This window comes from Nocardia sp. Root136 (assembly GCF_001427185.1).
Lineage (GTDB): Bacteria > Actinomycetota > Actinomycetes > Mycobacteriales > Mycobacteriaceae > Nocardia > Nocardia salmonicida.
Genome location: NZ_LMFE01000001.1, coordinates 1,794,237 through 1,813,118 on the forward strand (window position 1 = coordinate 1,794,237; position 18,882 = coordinate 1,813,118).

Below are 18,882 nucleotides of genomic sequence, written 5' to 3' on the forward strand. Positions count from 1 at the left end.
AACCCGCGGCACTCGCACCTGGAGCAACGCAGTACCCTCGTGCGCATGCCGGTGAGCGCCCGAGACCGCACCCGATTGAGTCGCACCGCCGAGGCTGTCCGCTCGCGCGGTGTCGTCGCGGCTGCCGCGTTGCTGTGTGCCGCACTGCTCGCCACGGGGTGCGCGGACAAGCACGACGACGCGAGCACGATCATCCGCACCACTACGAATATCGCGGGTGCGGGGGTGGTCGGCACCGATCGCGACACCGCGACCGCGTGCCCGCTGCCCAGCGCGCCCGATGCGGGCTCCGGCGCGACCCGCACGGTCACCCATACCGCCGGGGTCTCGCAGGTTCCCGCCGACCCGAAGCGCATCGTCGTCCTCACCACCTCGGCACTCGACGCGGCCTGCGCGCTGGGCCTGTGGGAGCGGGTCGCGGGCGCGGTCACCCTCGACGGCGATCGTTCGCAGCCGATGTATCTGGGGTACGGCGTGGTGAAGGTGCCGAGCGTCGGCCCGATCGGTCAGCCCGATCCGGCGCGGATCGCCGAACTGAAGCCCGACCTGATCCTCGGCGACGTCGCCCCGGCCGCCGGCGGTTACGAGGCACTGAGCAAGATCGCCCCTACGGTCTTGATCGGCGCGGGCGGTAGCTGGCAGTCCGATTTCGCCGCCTACTCCGCGGGCATGAACCGCGACGACGCCGCCGACACCGCCCTGCGGAACTACCTCACCGAGGCCCACGACCTCGGCCCCGCCCTCAACGCGACCCAGTCGCAGGCCTCGGTGCTGCGCTTCACCGCTGACGCCACCCAGGTCCAGGGCTCGGAAACCTTTGCGGCCCAGGTCCTTTCCGATGTCGGGGTGCAACGCCCGACCGCTCAGCGCGGCCGGTCCTTCGACATCACCGAAGCCGACCTCGCCACCAAAGCCGAGGGCGATGTCATCTACGTGATGTTCGACGGCCCCGACGGCGAGGAGCACGGCGAACAGGTCCTGCGCTCGACTCCCTTCGAGGAACTCAGCGCCTCCACCGACAAGCGCGTCTTCGCGGTGGACAACAACGTCTGGCACACGACAGGTCTCACCGCGGCCCGCGCGGTCCTCACCGACCTCCGCAACAGCCTCAACGGCTACGTCACCGATTGACTCGCAGCTAACTCCCAGCGTATTCGCAGTCGCGGCGCAGTCCACGTACTTAGCGTGGTCGACAACACGACACCGGCGAAGGAGCAGCGATGGGTGAGCACGATCTGGGACTCGGGCACGATCTCCGAGTGATGTCACGTCGGCGGGCGCTGAGTTTTCTCGGCGTCGCCGGGGTCGCGGCAGCGGCGGCGGGCTGCGCGACCTCAACGGACAGCAAGGACTCGAGCTCGGCCGAGGCCACCACCTCCGCGTCAGCGGAAACCCCCGCGGCGGCGCCGCAGGAAACGGCGGGCCCCTATCCCGGTGACGGTTCCAACGGACCCAATGTCCTGATCGAATCCGGCGTGGTGCGCTCCGACATCACCACCAGCTTCGGCGCGTATTCCGGTACCGCCCAGGGTGTTCCGATGACGCTCACCCTGAACCTGCGCGACCTCGTGAAGAACGCGGCAGGCGCCGGAATGGCGGTCTACGTGTGGCATTGCGACCGTGAGGGCCGCTATTCCCTCTACACCGAGGGCGCCACCGAACAGAACTACCTGCGCGGCGTCCAAGTGGCCGACGACAACGGCACCGTACGTTTCACCTCGATCTTCCCCGCCTGCTACGCCGGCCGCTGGCCTCACATCCACTTCGAGGTCTACGACTCCCTTTCCACCGCGGTCGCAGGCGACAACGCCCGCCTCACCTCCCAGATCGCCCTCCCCCAGGACGCGTGCACCGCGGTCTTCGACGCCGACCCCGGATACGTGAACAGCACCCGCAACCTGTCCGGCGTCACCCTGTCCTCCGACGGCGTCTTCGGCGACGGCTGGGACGCCGAACTCGCCACGGTCACCGGCACACCCACCACCACCATGTCGGTCTCCCTCACCGTCAGCGTAGCAGCGAAATCCCAGAACACCCAGTCCGACAACGGTTTCCCGGGCTCGCTGCCCCCGGGCAACGGCGCACCGGGCGGCCCACCCCCCGGCGGCCCAGCACCCCGCTGAAGAGTCCGCGGGTACGGACTCCCGAACGACCGGTAGCCGTGAGCCCGCTATCCTCAGGACGCGACTTCGTCGCGACATCGCTGGGGAGGGTCGATGAACAACAGCCGGACTACGTCTTTGCCACGGCTACCGGACTATTCGCGGTCGGCGACGATTACCGCAGCCCTCGGTACCGCGGTACTGATCGGTGGTGTCGCTCTCGGCCTCTACAGTCGGTTCCTCGCCGCCGCGAACCCGGTCACGCCAGGAGACGAGGCGCGAGCCGAGCTACCCGATGCCCTGGGAATGTCCGCCATCGTGGTCGGCGTCGTGGCACTGCTCATCATTGCTGCCGTTCTGCTGTCGGCGCGACGACTGCGCGCAGCGGGTTTCGGCAACCCCGGCATGACGATATATCTGGTCCTGGCCGCCGCCATCGTGCGCACGATGCAACTACACGTCCCGTCCGTCGCTGAGCAGATATTCGAGCACTACGCGGCCTTTCCCCAGCTGCCCACCGCGCTCGCCGCCTGGGTTCTCGTGTGCCTCGGCATCCTTGTCATCAGTTATCCCCTCACCGCCGTACCACGTTTCACACCGACGGCGCGCACGATCGCGGTGCCTGCCACGATCGGCTTGCTGCTGTGCGCGCTTGCCACCGGCGGGGCGCTGTGGGTCGGTGACGACGACCGGTTCATCGACCATCGCACCGCCGCTTCGGTAGTCGCGCCGCAGATCCCGAATCGACTCGGGCAGGAGCGATTTCGCATCGCTCTACCAAAAGAGAGCACGGTGGTCGTCGGTGGACCCGGCTTCATCATCGGCACGCCGACCGGCATCACCGCCTACGACGGAGCAACCGGCAGCGCCCGCTGGCACTACCTACGACCGGACGCAGCCGAAGACGGCGTGCACCACGAGGAAAGCAACTTGCTCTCCATCCCCTCCGAGAACACCGTCCTCACCAGCTGGAACCACCTCGGGTGGATCGCATTCGACGCCACCACTGGCGAAAAGCTCTGGACCGAATCCGAATTCGCCGACGACAGCAGATCCGCGATGCGAGTCGCAAGCGGCTTCGGCGCCTCGAGCGAACCGATGCTGGCCTTGGTCGACGACGAACTCTTCGGCAGTTCGTACGGCAACTTCGCCCGGTATGACGCGCGCACCGGGCGACACATGTGGTCCGAGCCCGCCACACCGGATGGCTGCGACAACATGAAGTCGCGGATCGCCATCACCTCGCTTGCGGTTTACCAGGTGCGGGTATGCCGAAATGAGCTGTCCGCGTGGACTACCGTCCTCGCGCTCGATCCAGCCACGGGCGCGGAGACGGCGAAGCGTGATCTCCCTAATCCCGACCCCGATCGCGCACCGAAGGTTTCTGTACAGGAGGATGCGCTGTCGGTTGACTGGGCCTACCGGAACGCACCACTCGACCACCTGGTCGTCTCGGCTCCTGGACTGCTCGGTACTGCCCCCGTCGCAGCCGACTATGTCAAGGTGATCGCCAACGATCCGGCCACCGGCACCCTCGTCACCAACTCCTGGAGTACTGGGATCACGCTGTCGCAGGGCGGAGCGTCATACCGGTCGCTCACCGACCCCGATGCCGGGCTGGGCGGTGTCTCACCGTTCGACTCGAAACTGCTCACCGACGAACTGATCGCTGTCGGTGATGCGCAATTGCGTACGTGGCGACGCGCCGACCTCATCGAGAACACGCCCCTGGTACCCCTCGGATCCGGACAGGCCTCCCAGATCATCGCCGCCCCCGGCATCATCCTGATCCCCTTCGACGACAAATCCGCAGGCCTACAGCTGATCGGATTCGCACCCTGACCAACGGCTTTGCACGTCGGTCAGCGCTGAAATCGCGGTCCCGAAACCACCCTGTCGATCCATCGTTCTGTATTGCTGAGGAGTCTCGTGATCGTCGGGCTGTTGTATCGCGCGATGTCGTCTTGCTGGGTAGCAGTCGTCATGGCATTCATCAACCCGTCGGACTGGCGGTCGATCTCCTCGCGCAGCCAGTCCGGCTCGACGTGAATGGCGGACGCGAATCGAAGCCAGTCGGTCACGGTCATCTGTTCGGCGCGGAACTGCTGATGCATGCTCATGGACAGGTCGTTGCCTGTGCCGTCAGAGTAAGCAAGGTGCGAGTTCAGGTCGTAGAGCGGTGCGAGTCGTACCGATTCACCGCTGAGCAACAGTGAATAGTTTCTCGCGTGCGCGTCGGTGCCGCAGATCAGCCAATTGAAGACGAGTGCCTGCGCGAAACGGCGGTTGTCCTCCTCAGGGCGATGACTACTGGTGCGGATGAGGTCCGCAATCGTCTCGGCGCCTGGGCCGCCCTGACTTTGGTACTTGTGAATCGGCCAGATCGCCATCGCTTGGCACATATCCTCCTGATGGACGCGTTGCCACTGGTCGTTACGCAGAATTCGGTCGTAGCGGGCGACGACGATGGCGCGCTCGTCATCGAACTCCTCGATGGCGCAAGACGCGGCGCGAAGACCGAGGTCGGCCGCAGTTCTCAGAGTGACCGCCTCTGCTAAGTCCTGGTCGAGCATGTTGGGGACGGGAGGTTTGATGATGTGTGTCGACGGGATGGCACCAGCCGGGTCGCTCCAGCCATCGAGGGTCCGGTGGAGGGCGATCTTTGCTTGGGCTCCAGCGAGCGAGAACTTGCCGGACGTGTCGTCAGCGGCCGAGATCGGGAGGTCAGCCTTCGCTCGGCGCAGCATTTCCGCGATCTGAGTCGGCCCCAGTTCACCGAGCTCACCTTGCCGTTCCTGGATGAAGTCGAGCCGGTCCGGTCGGACGAACTGGGCAGCGCCGGCAACGTCCTCGCCGACGTGTCGGAGCAGCGAGAAGGAACTGTTGTCACCGGCGATACCGAATCGACGGCGCCACTGGCGCAAGGTTTCTGGACGGTCCGGAAGCAGCCCTTCCAGCCAAGGTGCCAGGACGCTCTCCCGATAGCGGCCCATGGGACCCCGCATCGACACAGACAGCGGAGTGAATCGGCCTGGCACATGTTCCGCGTAACGGAGTCTCATTCTGCGTTGACTCGAGCGCTGAATATCGCCGATCACCCGGCCGTTCATCACCACATAGAGGACGTGATCGTTCGATTGCGTCATTGGTGCGGGCCGTCGACAAGAGAGTCGAGGTCGATGGGCTCGTCATCGACCTGGAATGAGAGTTCCGGTGCTCGGCGGGACAGCGTCACTGATACACCGAGGGCGGATATCACACGCATGACCATGTCCAGCGGGGCGGAGCCCTTCTGCCCGGCCTCGAACGCATTGAGCCATTGGCGACCGACTCCGGCGATCGAGGCCAGGCCCTGCTGAGTCAGATCTTCGGCAATTCGCGCCTCACGTAGGGCAGGGCCGAGGTCGTCCGCTCGGAATACCTCGATTGTCGCCATATGAAGACAATATCATTTGTCGCCATACAACGACAAGAGGGCGAACCCTCACCGAAGTCGTCCTCCGTGGCGCGGAAAATTTGTCCTCAGGACTGCACCCTCAGCGCCCTGGACCGTTCGCGGCGGCGGCTAGTCCCAGGTGCACGATTTCGATGAAAGCTGTGAGGTCTCTGATCAGCACGTCGATGTCGCCTGTCGCACCGGCGTCGGTGTGGAGCCAGTCGGCGACGGTTTCGAACAGGCCGCCGATCGCGGAGACGGCCAGCGCGTGCAGGTCGATGCCGATGCCTTCGGGGGGGACGAATCCGTATTCGCGCCACAGGGTTTCGAGGAACTGGGCGGCCCAGCGGCGGTTGGCTCGGCGCTGCTGTTCGACTTTGGCCGAAATGCCGCTGGCCTCACCGAAAGTCACCTTCGCCACGCGGGGGTCGTCGACCATCGAGTGGGCGAAGGCGCCGATGACGGCGGCGACCACGTCGTCGCGGGCGCCCGAGGAGGCCGACAGCGCGGCGGCGACCCTGTCCTTGGAGAGCTCGCTCTGCTGCTGCAGCAGCGCCAGGTAGCAGTCTTCTTTGCTGTCGAAGAGCTCGTAGAAGGCCTTGTTGCCGACGAAGGCGGTCTGGCAGATCTGCTCGATCGCGGTGTTGACGTAACCGTCGGCGGCGATCAGGTCGAAGGCGGCGGCCAGGATCTGTTCACGCCTGCGCGCACGGCGCTGCTCGGCGTCCAGGCCCTGGATGCGCCGGGAGCGGACTTGGCTCTTGTCGGTCGACGTCACGCAGCTCAGCCTACAGATTGCCAAATAAAAACAAGGACTCTTGTTCTTAACAAGACGTCGTGCTGTAATCAGCATCACCAATCGAAGGAGATGCCATGCAGCGCAGCACGGCCACCTGCCGGTCGCCCCGGCTCCCACGGCTCGGTGCCCGAGCCCTGCCTCTGCTCGCGATAACAGCGCTGGTGGCAGCGGGGCCCGTGAACGCCGAGGATTTCGAACTGCCCCCACTGCCGAACGAGGCGCAGGTGTATCCGGCGGTCGTGCCGATCCCCACACCGAAGCACGACCCCTGGTACGCCGATCCGGTTGATCTCACCGGTTATGCCAACGGCGAGGTGATCCGCAGCCGGGTCGTGCAGACCCACGTGCTCGGCATTCCCGCCCCGGTGCACACCACGCAATTGCTGCTGCGCACCTCCGACGTGCACGACAACCCGATCGCGACCGCGACCACCGTGCTGATACCGGGCATCCCGTGGCTGGGCCCCGGTGCGCGCCCACTGATTTCGTATCAGGAGGCGATCGACAGCCTCGGCCAGCAGTGCAATCCGTCCTACACCCTGCGCGCGGGAATCCAGAAGGAGGTGGCCATCATGGGCCAGTTCCTTTCCGCGGGCGCCGCGGTGGTGACCACCGATTTCGACGGTAAAGAGAACACGATCATGTCGCCCAGCGAGGGCCGGATGGTGCTCGACGGCATCCGCGCGGCCAAGCGCGGCGGACTCGGGCTCGAGGCCGCACCGGTGGGATTGTGGGGCTATTCCGGTGGCGGCAATGCGTCCGCGTCGGCTGCCGAGCAACGTCGCCACTACGCTCCCGAACTCGAGATCAAGGGCAGTGTGCAGGGCGGCATCCCGGGCGACAAAGTCGCGATCGCACCGTTCGCGATCTCGGGCCGACAGCCGCAAGCCAACTTCACCGGCTGGCTGGCCGTGCTCGGACTGGCGCGCGAATACCCCGAGTTCGAACAGCAACTGCAGCAGTACTTGACTCCGGAGGGTCGGCGAGTTGCCGAAGACCTGCGGGAACGCTGTCTCTACACCTCCGTGGCAACCACCCTGCTCCGCCCGATGGCGGAGTATCTGACCCACCCCGATGCCGCACTGGCCGCCGCACTGCCCGCCCTGACCGCCGCGAGTTTCGGCGCACCGGAGAACACCCCCGATATGCCGCTGTTGATGTGGCATTCGACCACCGACCAGTTGTTGCCCGCCGAACTGGCGATCGACAAGATCTCCGCGGACTACTGCGCGCGCGGCGTGAACATGCGGATGATCCGAGTGCCGTTCTCGGAGCACATCAGCGCCGAGATCGTCCCCGAGCTGGGCACTGTCGCCTGGTTGCTCGCGGTCGCCGCGGGCGCCGACCCGGGGCCGCGAGTATGTTGAGCGCCGCCACGACCTCGCTGCGCCAGATCCGCGCCTTGGCGAGGGCCGGGATCATCGATCCGCGAAACCCCGCACAGATCCTGCGCACCGCCCGCACCATGCGCGCGTTCGGCCCGATCGCCGGTGGGATCAGATCCTCGGCACGGCGCACACCCGACCGCATCGCACTGATCTGCGGCGACGAGCGGATCACCTACCGCGAGCTGGACCAACGCACCGATGCGCTCGCCGCCACCTGGCACGCCGAGGGCCTCGGCCCAGACGACACGGTCGGCGTGCTCTGCCCCGATGGGGTGCGACTCGTCGAATCCATGGCTGCCACAGCGAAACTCGGCGCGCGCCTGGTGTTGCTCAATACCGGGTTCGGTGCGGCACAGCTGCGTGACGTACTGGAACGCGAAGGCGTCAAGGCTCTCGTGCTCGACCCGGCCTCGGCCGTGGCTGCCGAGGATCTGCCCGAACGGATCAAGCTGCTGGACAACATGATTCGACCCAGCACCGCACCGCTACGGCCGCCCGCACAGCAGGGTGGCTTCGTCCTGCTCACCGGCGGAACGACGGGCACCCCCAAGGGCGCACCGCGACGAGTGGAATCCCCATTGGCCGCAGCGCAATTCGTGGACCGGGTGCCCCTGCGACGCGGGCAGACAGTGCTGCTGTGCGCGCCACTGTTCCACGGCACCGCGCTGTCCCAGTTCATCCTCTCGCTGAATCTGGGATCGACGATCGTGCTGCACGGCCGGTTCGACGCCGCCCGCGCGCTCGCCCAGATCGCCGAGCATCGCGCCGACATGGTGGTGCTGGTGCCCACCATGCTGCGTCGCATCCTCGATCTGGACCCGAAGTTGTTGTCCGCCAACGACACCAGCTCTCTGCGGATCGTGTTCACCGCCGGGGCGGCGTTGCCCTCGTCGTTGGGTACCAAGGCGATCGAGACCTTCGGCCCGGTCGTCTACAACTTCTACGGTTGCACCGAAACCGGCACAGCCACCATCGCCACCCCGCAGGACTGGATCGCCGCCCCCGGCACCGTGGGGAAGGCGCCGGTCGGGATCACCGTCGCGCTCTACGACGCCGACGGCGCCCGGATCAGCGAGCCCGGCGCGGTCGGCACCGTCTATGTGGGCAACACCATCGCCTTCGACGGCTACTCCGGCGGCGGGTCAAAGCAGATCCGTGGTGGCCTGATGAGCACCGGCGACCTCGGTCACTTCGATTCCGGTGGAAGGCTTTTCATCGACGGACGCGATGACGACATGATCGTCTCCGGTGGGGAGAACGTCTTCCCCGGCGAGATCGAGGACCTGCTCTACCAGCACCCGTCGATCACCGAAGCGGCCGTGATCGGTGTGCCCGACGAGGAATTCGGCCAGCGGCTCGCCGCGTTCGTCGTCGCCGCAGCCGAGCTGGACGCCGACACCGTCCGCACCTACGTGAAAACCCACCTCGCCCGTTTCAAAGCCCCCCGCGATGTGTTGTTCGTCGACGAACTACCGCGCACCCCGACCGGCAAGATCGACCGCCGCGGCCTGGCTGCGCTGGGCTGACCGAACTCGGCGGCGCCGACGAGGGGTCGGCGCCGCCCGCTCTGCCGAGAAACCGCGCCGACCCGTCGCTGCGGGCGACTAGCGCAGTCCGCGGAAGAACGCGCGGATGTCGTCGACCAGCAGGTCCGGCACTTCCATCGCCGCGAAGTGGCCGCCCCGGTCGAACTCCGACCAGTGCACGATGTCGGTGTCCGCGGAGGCGTAGCGCCGGATCGCGACGTCCTCGGCGAACACAGCGACGCCGGTGGGCGTGGTGAGCGGCGTGGTCTGCCAGGAGCGGACGTGGGTGGCCTCGTAGTACAGCGCGGCCGACGAACCCGCGGTGCCGGTGAGCCAGTAGAGCATCACGTTGGTCAGGAGCCGATCCCGATCCACGGCGTCCTCCGGCAGGCCGGCGGCAGGGAACGTCCACTCCTTGAACTTCTCCACGATCCACGCGAGCTGGCCGATCGGGGAATCGTGCAGGCCGTAGGCCACGGTCTGCGGGCGGGACGCCTGGATCCGGAAGTAGCCGTTGCCCTCGCTCTTGAACAGCGCGAGGCGATCGAGCCGGGCCAGTTCGGACGCGGTCATCGTCGCCTTCTCCTCGTCGGAGACCGGGCCGAACGGGATGTACCCGAAGGTCGCGGCGTTGACGTGCACGCCGATCACCTTGTCGCCGCCCGCGCGTCCCACTTCGGGCGTGACGAACGCACCCCAGTCACCACCCTGCGCACCGTAGCTGTCGTAGCCGAGCCTGCTCATCAACTCGACCCACGCCTTGCCGATGCGGGCCGGATCCCAGCCCTCCTCGGTGACCGGTCCGGAGAACCCGAAGCCGGGCAGCGACGGAATCACCAGGTGGAAGGCGTCGGCCGGATCGCCGCCGTAAGCCGCGGGGTCGGTGAGCGGGCCGATCACATCGAGGAACTCGACGACCGAACCCGGCCAGCCGTGCGTCAGGATCAGCGGCGTGGCATCGGGATTCGCCGATCGAACGTGCAGGAAGTGGATGCGCTGGCCGTCGATCTCGGTGGTGAACTGCGCGAACTTGTTCAGCTCCGCCTCGGCGGCGCGCCAGTCGTAGGAGGTCCGCCAGTATTCGGCCAACTCGCGCAGATACGCGACCGGCACACCGCGGCTCCACTCGGCGCCCGGCTGCTCGGCGGGCCAGCGGGCGTCGGTCAGCCGGGCCTGGAGGTAGTCCAGCTCGGACTGCGGGATCTCGATCTGGAACGGGGTGATCTCGTTGCTCATAAGAACAACACTATGAGCACAAGCGGACACCTTCTGTCCTATAGAACTGGCAGAGTCGAATTCGTGAAAGAAACTTCGGCGCGGCTACTTCGGCTGCTCGCACTGCTGCAAACCCGGCGCGAATGGTCCGGCGACGAGCTCGCCGAGCGCCTGGAGGTCAGCACCCGCACGGTGCGCCGCGATGTCGACAAACTGCGCGCGCTGGACTACCCGGTGCGCGCGGTGAAGGGCATCGACGGCGGCTACCACCTCGAGGCGGGCGCGCAGCTGCCGCCGTTGCAGCTCGACGACGAGGAAGCCGTCGCGATGGCGATCGCCCTGCGCACGGCCTCGATCAGCGGGGTGAGCGATATCGGCGAGACCGCGCTCAGCGCCCTGGTCAAACTCGAGCAGGTGCTGCCGGCCCGGTTGCGGCATCGCGTGCACGCCATGCAGGTCTCGACCGTCCAGACCCCCGGCCGGGCCCGCGTCGATGTCGATCCGGCGGTGTTGTCCGCCATCGCGGCCGCGTGCCGCGACCGTCAACGCCTGCGATTCGACTATCGCAGCGGTGGGCGCGAAACCCGTCGCGAAACCGAACCGCACGAACTCGTCACCTGGGGCCCGCGCTGGTATCTCGTCGCCTGGGATATCGACCGCCACGACTGGCGCACCTTCCGCGTGGACCGGATGCAGCCCAGAATTCCCGTGGGCCCACGCTTTTCGCCGCGCGAGATCCCCGGTGGCGACGCCGCGGCGCACGTGGCGAACGGCGTCGCCCAGCTGTGGCCCTACCGCGCCGTTGTGCGACTACACGTACCCGCCGACTCCGAACCGGCCCGCTCCGCGGCCACCTACGGCACCGTCGAACCGATCGACGCCGACACCTGCCGCCTGGAGATCGGCGCCGACAACCCGCGCGGCCTGACCTTCCTGCTCGGCGCCCTCGACACCGATTTCGAGATCGAACACGGCCCCGAACTGGTCGAGCACCTGCGCCTGCTCGCCGCGCGATTCACCCGCGCGACCACCCCGGAACAGCAGAACGGCGGCGGATAACGCTCCGCCGCCGTTCCAGTCGAGTTCGCTCAGAACTCCCAGTCCTCGTCCTCGGTGTTGATCGCCTTGCCGATGACGTAGCTCGAGCCCGAGCCGGAGAAGAAGTCGTGGTTCTCGTCGGCGTTGGGCGACAGCGCCGACAGGATGGCCGGGTTCACCTCGCACTCGTCCTTCGGGAACAGGCCCTCGTAGCCGAGGTTCATCAGCGCCTTGTTGGCGTTGTAGCGCAGGAACTTCTTGACGTCCTCGGTGAGGCCGACCTCGTCGTAGAGGTCCTGGGTGTAGTCGACCTCGTTGTCGTAGAGCTCGAAGAGCAGCTCGAAGGTGTAGTTCTTCAGCTCGTCGCGCTCGGCCTGGGAGACCAGCTCCAGACCCTTCTGGTACTTGTAGCCGATGTAGTACCCGTGCACGGCCTCGTCGCGAATGATCAGGCGGATCATGTCGGCGGTGTTGGTGAGCTTGGCCCGCGAGGACCAGTGCATCGGCAGGTAGAAGCCGGAGTAGAACAGGAAGCTCTCCAGCAGCGTGGAGGCGACCTTGCGCTTGAGCGGGTCGTCACCGTTGTAGTAGCCCAGGACGATCTCGGCCTTGCGCTGCAGGTTGCGGTTCTCCTCCGACCAGCGGAACGCCTCGTCGATCTCCTTGGTGGAGCACAGGGTGGAGAAGATCGAGCTGTAGCTCTTGGCGTGCACCGACTCCATGAACGCGATGTTGGTGTACACCGCCTGCTCGTGCGGGGTGATCGCGTCGGGGATCAGCGAGACCGCGCCGACAGTGCCCTGGATCGTGTCGAGCAGCGTCAGGCCGGTGAAGACCCGCATGGTGAGCTGCTTCTCGTCCGGGGTGAGGGTGTTCCAGGACGGGATGTCGTTGGACACCGGGACCTTCTCTGGCAACCAGAAGTTGCCGGTCAGCCGATCCCAGACCTCGGCATCCTTCTCATCGGGCACCCGATTCCAATTGATGGCCGACGCCCGATCGATGAGCTTCATTCCGCCTCCACACCTTTCCGCCAGACCTGTTGACCCGCACCCGCCGCCGTGCGCGAAGCCCTTCACCCACGAACACTACTCGTAGTGGGTGACAACCTCGGGGAGCACTACAGCTTGTGTTGCGGCGCGGAGAACTCGACCCGACCGGCCGAACACCCACACCACACACGCGGCCCCCATTGTGCGGCACGATCGCGATCTCACCACCATCGCATCGCCAGTGATTCGCCACATGTGTGCCGACTCCCACTTCGCCGGTGAGCGCCGCCACTGCCCGGCACGCCCGGGCCCGGTGCGGGTGCGGGGCGCCAATTCCGGCACACTGGCATTCGAAGCGGGTCTGTAGGAGCGGGAACTGTCTCGCGCGAGGGGGATTTCCGATGCGATTGCGTGGACTCGACGGCCGGGCCGCCCACGTGATCGACGGCACGAGCTACACCGTGGTGGTCGGCCCCGAATTTCCCGCCACCTGAACCGGACAAGGAGAACCCCTGTGCGACAGCTCATCCTGCTCTCCGCCGCAGTGCTGACGATGGTCGCCTGCGGGAGCGAACCCGCACCGGACTCCATGCCCGAGGGTGGTTTCTGGTCCACCGCAGCGGTTTCCGATCAGGAGAAGATCGCGACATTGCGCAAGGTCAGGGCGATCGATGTGTGCGCCTTGCTCCCCCGCGCGGCGCTCGGCACCCTCGGCACCGTGCGCGATATCGAGAACGTGCATCCGAATCAGTGCCGACTCAGCATCTCCGTACCGGGTCATCTCACCGGCATCGACGCGACCTGGAGTACCGGGGTGATGTTCGAGGGTGAGCCGAGCATGGACGGGCCGGTCGACGAGGAGTCCATGGGAGACGTGCGGGTGCAGTTCAACGACGAGCCGGCGGCGTCGGCTGATCCACAGGTGCGCGGGGCTTGCCAGGCATGGGCGCGGTTCGTGGCGGGGGCCGATCTGTCGTTCAGCGTGCGGGCGCCGCAGGACGCGTGCACGTCGGCGCGGACGCTGGTGCGGATCGCGTTGACCGAGTGGCGCAAGGAGCCCGCGCAGGGTACCTCGCCGGATTCGGACCGGGCGGTGGTCACCGGGGCCGATCCGTGCGCGGTCGCGCCGCTGCTCGGTGTCCGGGTGCCGGTGGCCGATCAGGGTGTCACCACGTGCAAATTGAATGTCGACGGGCGCGATGCGATCGTCACCTACGACTACAACGAGGAACGCTCGATCATCGACGACACCCCGGCCTTCACCGTGGGTTCCCGCCAGGTGTACCGATTCGACACGGCCCAGGCCGACATGGCGTCGCTGTCGGCCGTCGTCGGCCCCGGCCTCGCGCCAGGGCCGACCGACGCGCTGCTCGGTCGGCGCGTGCCGACGGTTTCGGTCACGGCCCATTCGGCGATCGCGGAGAAGGTCATGCGCGAAACCCTGCCGCTGGTGCGCTGACGACAACGTTCTGAGAACGACCCGGCACGATGTTTGCACGAATGTTGCCGTCGCGGGCAGACTCGGTGGTCGGGCGCGAGTCCGGGCCCGGATCTGTCGAGGACAGGGGTGCCAATGTATCGCAGGATGGCGCTGGCCGCTGCCGCGTTGCTCGTGTGCGCCGCATGTGGGAGTGACGACGCGGGCAAACCCCCCGACTACGGGGAACTGCCGCCGCCGCCCGCACCGGTGATTCCCGCCCAGCCCCCCGAGTTCTGGTCGAAGGTTCCTCAGGATCCGAACCAGCGCGCCGAGGTAGCCCAGGCGACCCGCCAGGTCGACGTCTGCGCGCTGCTACCGCGCGACGTCCTGGCGAAGCTCGGCGAGGTCAAGAGCGTGACCGTCGGATTGGATTCGTGCCGGGCCCTTCTCGGCAGCGACAAAGCCGGTGAGGGCTCGACCCTGACCTGGCACGCCACCCTGCTGAGCAGTGTGTCCACGAGCGGCCGAGGCATCATGAGGCAGATCGGCGATGCGACCGTCCGCACGGTTCCCGACCGCGAGACCGGCGAACCACGCGCCTGCGGTGCGACCGCCCAGTTCCCGTCCAGCGCGGCCTTCTACCTCGGCCTTTCCACCCCGGGCAAGAACCCCTGCATCGTCGCCGACGAACTGATGCCAGGCATGGTCGACCGCTGGCGGCAATCACCGCCGCAGGGCACCTCCCCCGACACCACACCGACCGTGCTGCTCGGCGCCGATCCGTGCACGGTCCGGGGCAAACTGGCAGGCGCCGTCCCGGACGACGAACTGCGACTCACCCAGTGCCTGTTCAATTACCGCGGCGAGAAGATCACCGTGAGCTACGAGTACCGCGTGCCCGAATATCTGGCCGCCAACAGCACCGAGGACCGAATCGACGGCCGCACGGTGCACCGCTCGGTCTCGGTGTACGACAGCTCGATCCCGATCTACACCGCGGCTGTCGGCCCGGAACTGCCCGCCGAATCCACCGCGTTCGGCAGGCGTATTCCGGTTGTCGAGGTGGTCGCCGCCACCGACGACGTCGCCAAGGACGTCATGGCGCAGACGCTCACGCTCTTCCCGCAGCGCTAGATTCCCAGCACCAGCTTCGCGGTGGTGAAGTAGATGATCAGCCCGGTCGCGTCGACCAGCGTGGTCACCATCGGCGCCGACACCACCGCGGGGTCGATCCGGAACTTCTTGGCCAGCAACGGCATCGTGCCGCCGATGGTCGCCGCCCAACCGCAGATGACCACCAGGGTGATGGCCACGACGATGGCGATCTTCGGCCCGACGAACACCGTGCCGATCAGCAGGCCCGCCGCGGCCAGCATGGTGCCGAGCACCAGCCCGACCCGGCATTCGCGCCAGATCACCTTGAACAGATCCGAGACGCGCACCTCGCCGACCGCCAGCGCGCGCACGCACGCCGTCGCCGCTTGCGCACCGGCGTTGCCGCCCGCACCGATCAGCAGCGGAATGAACAGCGCCAGACTCGCGGCCTGTTCGAGGGTCGAGGCGAACATGTCGGTGACGCTCACGGTCAGCGTGGCCGCGAACAGCAGCAGCGTCAGCCACAGCGCGCGGTAGCGCGCCAGCTGGAACACCTTGGCGGCCATGTAATGGCCTTCCCACGGCGCCGAACCGGCCTGCTTGGCGACGTCCTCGCTGTCGGCGGCCTCGAGCACCTCCATCGCGTCGTCGATGGTGAGCAGCCCGACCACTCGATCCTCGCTGTCGACGACCACCAGGTTGATGAGGTTGGTGGAACTCATCAGCCGGGCGGCCTTCTCCGCGGCATCGGTGGCCCGCACGAACGGCGGCTCGGTGACGACGAGTTCGGACACCATCGCGTCCGGGGAGTGCAGCACCAGCTCGCGCAGTTCGACGATGCCGGTGAGGCGGCGGCCGCGATCGACCACGGGCAGCGTGTACACCGTCTCGGCGTTGCCGCCCTTGGCGCGCACACAACCCAGCGCCTGCGCGACGGTCAGATTGTCCGGCAGCGCAACGACTTCCGGCGTCATGTACAGCCCGACCGAGCCCTCGGGGTAGCCGAGCAGCGTGGCCGTCATCCGGCGCTCGCGCGGGCTCAGCCCGGCGAGTACCTTCTTGGCGACCTTGGCGGGTGCTTCGTGCAGCATGCGGGCGCGGTCGTCGGGGTCCATCGCCTCGACGAGATCGCGAAAGCTCTTCTCGCGCAGTCCCTGCAGGATCTGCTGCTGGTCGACCGGCTCGAGCTCCTCGAACACACTGAGCGCGCGCTCCTTGTCGAGCAACCGGAACACGACACCGGCCTGCACGGCGTCCATGCGCGCCAGCGCGTCGGCGATGACGTGCGGCGGACGGTTGTCGAGCCAGTCGAGGCCGCTACAGACCCGATGGGTCTCGACGATGTCGCGCACCGACTCGGACAGGATTTCGAGCGCCTCGGTGACCGCATGGTCTTCGACGGCCCTGCGGCGCGGCGAAATCACTTCGGGCACAACGGTTTCGGCGGGTACATGACGGGCGGTAACGAGATCGACGTTCGACATGATCGAGTCCTCTGGCGTGACAGCGCACACGCCTGCGGCACAGCTACAGGATGTGCGAGAAGGGGAACGAGTGACGGTGGTTCACACCGCGGGGCGTCCACCGCCGAGGCCGACACGCACAGACCGGACCGAACAGGTCAGGATGTGTGGTGCAAGGACGAAGGGGCGACGCCGCGCGGCCTTCGACTGGGAGGTTCGTTGTGCATGACAACCCCACCTCCTCGCAGTCGCCGCGGGTGATCTCTCCGCGAATCGCTTGGAGCACCCACACGGGCACACCCTTCCGCCCATGAGAATACATGCGGGCCACACTTGTTTCACCTTCAGCTTGCGTACCACTGGTCACAGTGACACCGATCACACCGCCGACGGCAGCCCCGCGATAACCGTGTCGACGGCCTGTTCGGCGAGCGGCCACAGCTCGGCGCGGTCCAGGTGCCGCAACGGCCCGCGCAACGCCAGTTCCGCGAATCCGTGCACGGTCGACCAGCAACTCCAGGTCGCGCCGGGGCGCGCCACGGGAGCGAGGTCGCCGACGTGCACCATCATGTCGAGCGCGTCGGCGAGGGCGAGGTAGGCGGGCGAGTCGACCACCGACTCCGGCGAGATGTCACCGGCGCCGAAGAACGCGACCGCGAACCAGCCCGGTTCGAGCAGCGCGAAGCCGATATAGCCGAGCCCGACCGCGCGCAGACTCGCACGCGGCGCCGCCGGGCTGCGCTCCATACCCTCGGCCATCCTGGACTCGATCGCGGCCGAGACCGCGCGCAACAGCGCTCGCCGGTCAGGAAAGTGCCGGTAGGCGGCATTCGGCGTGACGCCGACCCGACGGGTGACTTCGCGGATCGTCAGCGCGTCGGGGCCGCCGGATCGGGTGAGCTCCAGCCCGGCCTCGACCAATGCCGCCGCGAGGTCACCGTGGTGATAGGCCAACCCTTGAACTCCCTTTCGATGAAGTATACGGTGTGAACATATCAAATGTGCACGCCGTACACATCGAAGGGTGGCTCACTATGCCCGCATTGCCCACCATCGTCGATCAGGACGCCTGGCAGGCCGAACTCGATCAGCTCCGGCTCCGGGAAAAGGCCGCGACCCGCGAACTCGACGCCGTCGCCGCCCAGCGCAGGCGCATGCCCGCCGTCCGCCTGCCCGACTACACGTTGAAAGCCGAAGACGGCAGCGATGTCTCGCTCGCCGAGGTCTTCGACGGACACTCCCAGCTGATCACCTATCACCACATGTGGACGCCGGGAAACACCTGGCAGTGCCCCGGCTGCACCGGCCTCACCGCGCAGTGGGCCCGGCTGGACTTCCTCGACGGCTACGACGCGCGATTCGTCATCGTGACGCAGGGGCCAATCGACGAGGTACTCGCGTACAAGAAGCGCGTCGGCAACGCGATGACCTGGTATTCGACCGCCGACAGCCCGTTCGGCGCGGACATGGGCGCCGGCCCCGACGCGGGCTTCGCCGTGAACACCTTCCTGCGCGACGGCGACACCGTCTACCGCAGCTGGCACACCGACGGCCGTGGCACCGAACAACTCGCCTACACCTTCGGCCTCATCGACGCGCTCCCCTACGGCCGCCAGGAGGAATGGCAGGACAGCCCCGAGGGCTGGCCGCAATCACCGACCTACAGCGGCTGGCCGAGCAGCAAGGACATCGCCGCGTCCTACGGCGACCCGAGCGCCTGACCCGCGAGATCCGCACCGACCGCACGCTCGACCGCGGGCCAGTCGGGCGTGTGGGTCAGCCATGATGGGATCGGCCCCTTCTGCGCGCCGAACAGGTACAGCCGGGGCACCAGATCACGCAGGATCGCGTGCACGTCGAGCCGGTCGTCGATCATGTGCGTGATACCGAGTTCGGTGCAGTGCGGCGCCTTGCCTGCGCGAGTTCTGCAGAAGCGCAAGTGTTCTCGGGGGATTCCGGTGCGGGCGGCGAAGTCGTGGTGGTCGAGCCATTGCCTGGTGCGTTGCTCGATGCGCGGACCGCACTTCGAGATCACCCAGGCGTTGCCGTCGAAACCGCTCACCAGCCGGTTGAGCACTGCGAAGGCGTCGGGACTCGGCGGGGTGCTCATCGCTTCGTCGAAGCCGCCCGACAGGAATACGGTGTCCGCGGCGCCCGGGGTGAGCGCGGCCCCCTGGATCACCCGGCCGAAGTCGACGCCGAGGCGGGGTGGAGAAATATTGTTCATACGCCTGCCAGCATGCCCGGGTTCGCCCCGCGTGCCAACCGAATTTCGGTGCATAACGGCCGGTCCAGGGTTCAGCGCGGTGCGCGCACAATAGTTGCCTGAGCGCGCAGAAGTGGAACAGTGGTTCTCGACACCCGCGGCGTGTGGCGCCGCTCGAGTTCTACTCAATCCAGGAGAAAAC

17 protein-coding genes are annotated in these 18,882 nt (G+C 67.0%); 9 read left to right on the forward strand and 8 right to left on the reverse strand.

Going from position 1 to position 18,882, the window contains the following annotated elements; genetic code table 11:
- Positions 1–45: 45 nt before the first annotated feature.
- From ASD42_RS08315 to ASD42_RS08325, 3 genes are all read left to right on the forward strand, one after another.
- Positions 46–1,131 carry an ABC transporter substrate-binding protein gene (locus tag ASD42_RS08315; protein WP_056812308.1) on the forward strand — a complete coding sequence of 362 codons (1,086 nt, stop codon included), beginning with the start codon at positions 46–48 and terminating at the stop codon, positions 1,129–1,131.
- An 89-nt stretch (positions 1,132–1,220) separates the two neighbouring features.
- Positions 1,221–2,123, forward strand: coding sequence for a dioxygenase family protein (locus ASD42_RS08320; RefSeq protein ID WP_056812312.1), 903 nt, complete (start codon positions 1,221–1,223; stop codon positions 2,121–2,123).
- Positions 2,124–2,216: 93 nt separating this feature from the next.
- A complete protein-coding gene (locus tag ASD42_RS08325; RefSeq protein ID WP_084787045.1) occupies positions 2,217–3,944 on the forward strand; it encodes an outer membrane protein assembly factor BamB family protein in 1,728 nt (575 codons plus the stop codon).
- Positions 3,945–3,964: 20 nt separating this feature from the next.
- On the opposite strand, the gene ASD42_RS08330 is transcribed toward ASD42_RS08325, so the two are convergent.
- The 3 genes from ASD42_RS08330 to ASD42_RS08340 all read right to left on the reverse strand — a co-directional run bounded on the left by ASD42_RS08330 (position 3,965) and on the right by ASD42_RS08340 (position 6,316).
- The gene (locus tag ASD42_RS08330) at positions 3,965–5,248 is read right to left on the reverse strand and encodes a type II toxin-antitoxin system HipA family toxin (protein ID WP_056812317.1); all 1,284 of its coding nucleotides are present in this window, start codon (positions 5,246–5,248) and stop codon (positions 3,965–3,967) included.
- Positions 5,245–5,538, reverse strand: a complete 294-nt coding sequence (locus ASD42_RS08335) for a helix-turn-helix domain-containing protein (RefSeq protein ID WP_056812320.1) — start codon at positions 5,536–5,538, stop codon at positions 5,245–5,247. The genes ASD42_RS08330 and ASD42_RS08335 overlap by 4 nt, the downstream gene beginning before the upstream one ends.
- A 100-nt stretch (positions 5,539–5,638) precedes the next feature.
- On the reverse strand, positions 5,639–6,316 hold the full coding sequence (locus ASD42_RS08340) for a TetR/AcrR family transcriptional regulator (protein WP_056812323.1): 678 nt from the start codon (positions 6,314–6,316) through the stop codon (positions 5,639–5,641).
- Between the two features lie 95 nt (positions 6,317–6,411).
- On the opposite strand from ASD42_RS08340, the gene ASD42_RS08345 reads away from it, so the two are divergent.
- Positions 6,412–7,704 carry a lipase family protein gene (locus ASD42_RS08345; RefSeq protein ID WP_056812325.1) on the forward strand — a complete coding sequence of 431 codons (1,293 nt, stop codon included), beginning with the start codon at positions 6,412–6,414 and terminating at the stop codon, positions 7,702–7,704.
- The gene (locus ASD42_RS08350) at positions 7,698–9,251 is read left to right on the forward strand and encodes an AMP-binding protein (RefSeq protein ID WP_056812328.1); all 1,554 of its coding nucleotides are present in this window, start codon (positions 7,698–7,700) and stop codon (positions 9,249–9,251) included. The genes ASD42_RS08345 and ASD42_RS08350 overlap by 7 nt, the downstream gene beginning before the upstream one ends.
- Before the next feature lie 78 nt (positions 9,252–9,329).
- On the opposite strand, the gene ASD42_RS08355 is transcribed toward ASD42_RS08350, so the two are convergent.
- Positions 9,330–10,487, reverse strand: a complete 1,158-nt coding sequence (locus tag ASD42_RS08355) for an epoxide hydrolase family protein (protein ID WP_056812331.1) — start codon at positions 10,485–10,487, stop codon at positions 9,330–9,332.
- 63 nt (positions 10,488–10,550) lie between these two features.
- On the opposite strand from ASD42_RS08355, the gene ASD42_RS08360 reads away from it, so the two are divergent.
- A complete protein-coding gene (locus ASD42_RS08360) occupies positions 10,551–11,525 on the forward strand; it encodes a helix-turn-helix transcriptional regulator (RefSeq protein ID WP_056812333.1) in 975 nt (324 codons plus the stop codon).
- A 29-nt stretch (positions 11,526–11,554) separates the two neighbouring features.
- Here ASD42_RS08360 and nrdF read toward each other — a convergent pair whose 3' ends face one another.
- Entirely contained in the window at positions 11,555–12,517 is a 963-nt protein-coding gene (gene nrdF / locus ASD42_RS08365; RefSeq protein WP_056812336.1) for a class 1b ribonucleoside-diphosphate reductase subunit beta, read from the reverse strand.
- A gap of 493 nt (positions 12,518–13,010) precedes the next feature.
- Between nrdF and ASD42_RS08370 the strand changes: the two genes are divergently transcribed.
- Both ASD42_RS08370 and ASD42_RS08375 read left to right on the forward strand, forming a co-directional pair.
- The gene (locus ASD42_RS08370) at positions 13,011–13,955 is read left to right on the forward strand and encodes a hypothetical protein (RefSeq protein WP_056812337.1); all 945 of its coding nucleotides are present in this window, start codon (positions 13,011–13,013) and stop codon (positions 13,953–13,955) included.
- Positions 13,956–14,069: 114 nt separating this feature from the next.
- A complete protein-coding gene (locus ASD42_RS08375) occupies positions 14,070–15,050 on the forward strand; it encodes a hypothetical protein (RefSeq protein ID WP_056812341.1) in 981 nt (326 codons plus the stop codon).
- On the opposite strand, the gene mgtE is transcribed toward ASD42_RS08375, so the two are convergent.
- Together mgtE and ASD42_RS08385 are read right to left on the reverse strand one after the other, a co-directional pair.
- Positions 15,047–16,495: a magnesium transporter gene (gene mgtE, locus ASD42_RS08380; RefSeq protein ID WP_235569347.1), complete on the reverse strand. Its 1,449-nt coding sequence runs from the start codon at positions 16,493–16,495 to the stop codon at positions 15,047–15,049. The two genes, ASD42_RS08375 and mgtE, sit on opposite strands and share 4 nt — an antisense overlap.
- 357 nt (positions 16,496–16,852) lie before the next feature.
- The gene (locus ASD42_RS08385) at positions 16,853–17,428 is read right to left on the reverse strand and encodes a TetR/AcrR family transcriptional regulator (protein ID WP_056812342.1); all 576 of its coding nucleotides are present in this window, start codon (positions 17,426–17,428) and stop codon (positions 16,853–16,855) included.
- 80 nt (positions 17,429–17,508) lie between these two features.
- On the opposite strand from ASD42_RS08385, the gene ASD42_RS08390 reads away from it, so the two are divergent.
- A complete protein-coding gene (locus tag ASD42_RS08390) occupies positions 17,509–18,195 on the forward strand; it encodes a DUF899 family protein (RefSeq protein WP_056812345.1) in 687 nt (228 codons plus the stop codon).
- On the opposite strand, the gene ASD42_RS08395 is transcribed toward ASD42_RS08390, so the two are convergent.
- On the reverse strand, positions 18,174–18,701 hold the full coding sequence (locus ASD42_RS08395) for a hypothetical protein (RefSeq protein ID WP_056812348.1): 528 nt from the start codon (positions 18,699–18,701) through the stop codon (positions 18,174–18,176). The two genes, ASD42_RS08390 and ASD42_RS08395, sit on opposite strands and share 22 nt — an antisense overlap.
- Positions 18,702–18,882 lie beyond the last annotated feature (181 nt).

Coding starts and splice junctions, on each gene's coding strand:
- ASD42_RS08375 (WP_056812341.1), top strand. CDS start 14,070: ATGTATCGCAGGATGGCGCTGGCCGCTGCCGCGTTGCTCGTGTGCGCC.
- ASD42_RS08330 (WP_056812317.1), bottom strand. CDS start 5,248: ATGACGCAATCGAACGATCACGTCCTCTATGTGGTGATGAACGGCCGG.
- ASD42_RS08350 (WP_056812328.1), top strand. CDS start 7,698: ATGTTGAGCGCCGCCACGACCTCGCTGCGCCAGATCCGCGCCTTGGCG.
- nrdF (WP_056812336.1), bottom strand. CDS start 12,517: ATGAAGCTCATCGATCGGGCGTCGGCCATCAATTGGAATCGGGTGCCC.
- ASD42_RS08355 (WP_056812331.1), bottom strand. CDS start 10,487: ATGAGCAACGAGATCACCCCGTTCCAGATCGAGATCCCGCAGTCCGAG.
- mgtE (WP_235569347.1), bottom strand. CDS start 16,495: ATGTCGAACGTCGATCTCGTTACCGCCCGTCATGTACCCGCCGAAACC.
- ASD42_RS08395 (WP_056812348.1), bottom strand. CDS start 18,701: ATGAACAATATTTCTCCACCCCGCCTCGGCGTCGACTTCGGCCGGGTG.
- ASD42_RS08335 (WP_056812320.1), bottom strand. CDS start 5,538: ATGGCGACAATCGAGGTATTCCGAGCGGACGACCTCGGCCCTGCCCTA.
- ASD42_RS08315 (WP_056812308.1), top strand. CDS start 46: ATGCCGGTGAGCGCCCGAGACCGCACCCGATTGAGTCGCACCGCCGAG.
- ASD42_RS08320 (WP_056812312.1), top strand. CDS start 1,221: ATGGGTGAGCACGATCTGGGACTCGGGCACGATCTCCGAGTGATGTCA.
- ASD42_RS08345 (WP_056812325.1), top strand. CDS start 6,412: ATGCAGCGCAGCACGGCCACCTGCCGGTCGCCCCGGCTCCCACGGCTC.
- ASD42_RS08390 (WP_056812345.1), top strand. CDS start 17,509: ATGCCCGCATTGCCCACCATCGTCGATCAGGACGCCTGGCAGGCCGAA.
- ASD42_RS08325 (WP_084787045.1), top strand. CDS start 2,217: ATGAACAACAGCCGGACTACGTCTTTGCCACGGCTACCGGACTATTCG.